Origin of the sequence: Fibrobacter sp. (genome assembly GCF_045112255.1) — a bacterium.
Lineage (GTDB): Bacteria > Fibrobacterota > Fibrobacteria > Fibrobacterales > Fibrobacteraceae > Fibrobacter.
In genome coordinates this window covers 1-2,663 of sequence record NZ_JBGUHR010000123.1, presented here as the reverse complement: position 1 = coordinate 2,663, position 2,663 = coordinate 1, and the positions used below count along the sequence as shown (strand labels likewise).

Sequence of the window (2,663 nt, the reverse complement as noted above, 5' to 3'; positions counted from 1 at the left end):
CGCGTCTTCCACTTCCTTGTTGAGAAGCGGAATGCGGTCATCTAGGCTGCCGTCTCTTGCCGACAGTCCGTGCATCTCGATCTTGGCCTCCGGACGGTACAGTCCCTTGTCGTACGCTTCAATTAGTTTGTTCTGGATGCGATTGAATCGTCCGCTCGGAATGTAATTGTCGAACACGGTTCCGTCATACGTCAGCTGCACGAGGCGCACCTTGTAACGACGCTGCAGCTCGCGCATTATGTGCCTACGCATGTTCATGAAGAACTGGTCGCATCGGTCGGTGAGGATGAAGTGGTCGACTTCTTGTTTCACGTTGCCGAACGAGTCAACGAATGTCGAGTCGCAGCGAAGCGACTTGAGGTCAATATCCAGTTCCGTCGAGAACAAGTGCAGAGACTTCTTCGAGTTGTACGAGACGTGACCGATCTCGTGGATTTCTTGGTCGTCCGGCAAGACGATGCCAGTCTCCTCTTTCAGTTCACGCTTCGCCGCTTCGAGCGGAGTCTCGCCGTTCTCGATGTGGCCCTTCGGAATATCGTAGGCGTAATTGTAGGTATAGGGACGTCCAGTCGGATGTCCTCCAAGCACCTTATGGGTGCTCTTGTCAATGATGATAAAACCAGCAGATAGTTCCATACCTAGTGAACTCCGCACCGCCTAACGGCGGTGAGCTTCGCGTTGTGTTTCGATGTTTCCCGCGCATTGAACCGCAGTCCCTGCGGCGATTAATCTTTTACCTTCATTAAGAATGTTGATGGCGGCATTGACGTCTCGGTCGTGTGACGTGCCGCACTGCGGACACGTCCACGACCTTACGTTCAAGTCCTTTGTCAACGTATTCTTGAACCCACAGCAATGACATAGCTGAGAGGATGGGAACCATCGTCCGACGCGGACGATGGTTCTTCCGTACCATTCAGCCTTATACTGTAGTTTGTTCAGGAACATCCTCCAAGCAGTGTCATGTTCGGACTTCGCGTGGTCGCCCTCGGCGACCTCGCGCACGTCCAAATCCTCGACCGCCACCGTTTGGTTCTCGCGGAGCAATCTCGTGGACAGCTTGTCAAGGAAATCCTTCCTTCGGTTAGCAACTTTTTCATGTTCGCGAGCTATGCGCAATCGCAATTCCTCGCGTCTCTTTGAACCTTTCTGCTTCTTGTCGAATGCTCGCTGAAGGTCAGCGATACGAGATTCTGATTCCTTGAGGAAACGAGGATTCGCGACGGCGAAGCCGTCGCTGGTCACGCAGAATTCATTAAGACCGAGGTCAATTCCGATTTCGGACTCAGATGTCGGCAGTGCCTTCGGCACCTCCTCCTCGACTAGGATCGATGCATAGTACTTCCCGGCACGTGACCGTGACACGGTCACGTGCTTGATGTCCCTGGCTGACCAGTCGATGTCCTCGTAGTTGCGGAAGGAAACGAAGCCTACCTTCGGTAGGCGGAGTTTCCTCCCTTCTACACGGATATTGTGGTTTGTCGTATAACTTGTATACGACTCCTTATCCCGGTGCTTCGCCTTGAACTGCGGAAAGCCGACTCCGTCGGCCTTCCGCTCGAAGAAGTTCTTGAACGCAGCTTGCAAGTTAAGCTTCTCGGAAGTCAACGCTTGCGCGTCGACTTCCTTCAAGAAAGGAAACTCTGCGTAGAAATCTGTCGGCTTAGACCGACACATTGTTCCGGTCGCCTCGTACGACTTTATCTTTGCTTCCAACATGCAGTTGTAGACCTTACGACAGCACCCGAAAGTCTTGCTGAGCAAGACTTCCTGTTGCTTGTTAGGATACAATCTGACATTGTAGGCGCGTTGAAACATGGTTCAAAGTTCTATTCTTTAGAAGTTTATATAGAAAATTAAAATTTATTTTTCAAGTTTCGCGCCTAGCGGCGCTAGGTGGCATGTTTCTCGGCGCAATCTTCTAAATTAGCTTAATCGCAGTCCTTGTTGACTTCATAGGGCTGCTTGGGTTCCGTGACGTCGATGCGCTTGACCTTGATGGTGTCCGGCGTGACCTTGTTTGTCGCCATGCCAGCGATGACGATTTCCTTCATGGCATCGTATTCCTCGTCGGTAGCTCCGTCCGGGACGAAGAACTTGCAAGTCTTTGTGAGTGTGACTTCGAACTGCATAAGCATCTCCTTGTTTCTTACTTTTTTCTTATTTATATAAAATATAGCAAATTTTCGGAGTCTCGTCACCTAAACTGATTGGAAAAGGAAGAAATTTTATGGGTTTCATTATGCCTAAGACCAAAACCGAAAACCACGGCGAGATGACCTTAGATCAAATCAACGAACTTAAACGATGCGCAAGCGACTTGTCGTATTTCGCCAAGTACTTGAAGCTCGACAAGAAGGGATACCCGATCAACTGGAGAGACTACCAGCTTCGCGAGTTCGACGTTCTTCAGAAGTACAATAACGTCATCCATAACTGGTGCAGACAAGCTGGCAACCGATGGATCGAGGCCGCCTATGTCTTGTGGTACGTTACGTTCAATTCGTCTCGCTGCTGCGTCCTATGCGATATCAAGCACAGCATGGCGAAGGAACAGCTTGCGCTTATCAAGACGATGTACACGAACTTGCCGTGGTGGTTGAAGAAGGATGCCGATTTCCACAAGACGTACGCCAAGTTCGGCTCTGGCATTGACTCATGTA

3 protein-coding genes and 1 pseudogene are annotated in these 2,663 nt (G+C 50.5%); 1 reads left to right on the top strand and 3 read right to left on the bottom strand.

What is annotated here, in order from left to right:
* The 3 genes from ACJMM9_RS16010 to ACJMM9_RS16000 all read right to left on the bottom strand — a co-directional run.
* A partial coding sequence (locus ACJMM9_RS16010; RefSeq protein ID WP_405329197.1) for an NUDIX domain-containing protein occupies positions 1-636 on the bottom strand: 636 nt, incomplete at its 3' end.
* Positions 637-657: 21 nt separating this feature from the next.
* Positions 658-1,818 (bottom strand): RNA-guided endonuclease TnpB family protein, encoded by a 1,161-nt coding sequence (locus tag ACJMM9_RS16005; protein ID WP_405329195.1) that lies wholly within the window; start codon positions 1,816-1,818, stop codon positions 658-660.
* A 113-nt stretch (positions 1,819-1,931) separates the two neighbouring features.
* Positions 1,932-2,132: a hypothetical protein gene (locus ACJMM9_RS16000; RefSeq protein ID WP_405329192.1), complete on the bottom strand. Its 201-nt coding sequence runs from the start codon at positions 2,130-2,132 to the stop codon at positions 1,932-1,934.
* Between the two features lie 110 nt (positions 2,133-2,242).
* On the opposite strand from ACJMM9_RS16000, the pseudogene ACJMM9_RS15995 reads away from it, so the two are divergent.
* Positions 2,243-2,663: pseudogene (locus tag ACJMM9_RS15995) on the top strand (hypothetical protein); the annotation flags it as partial.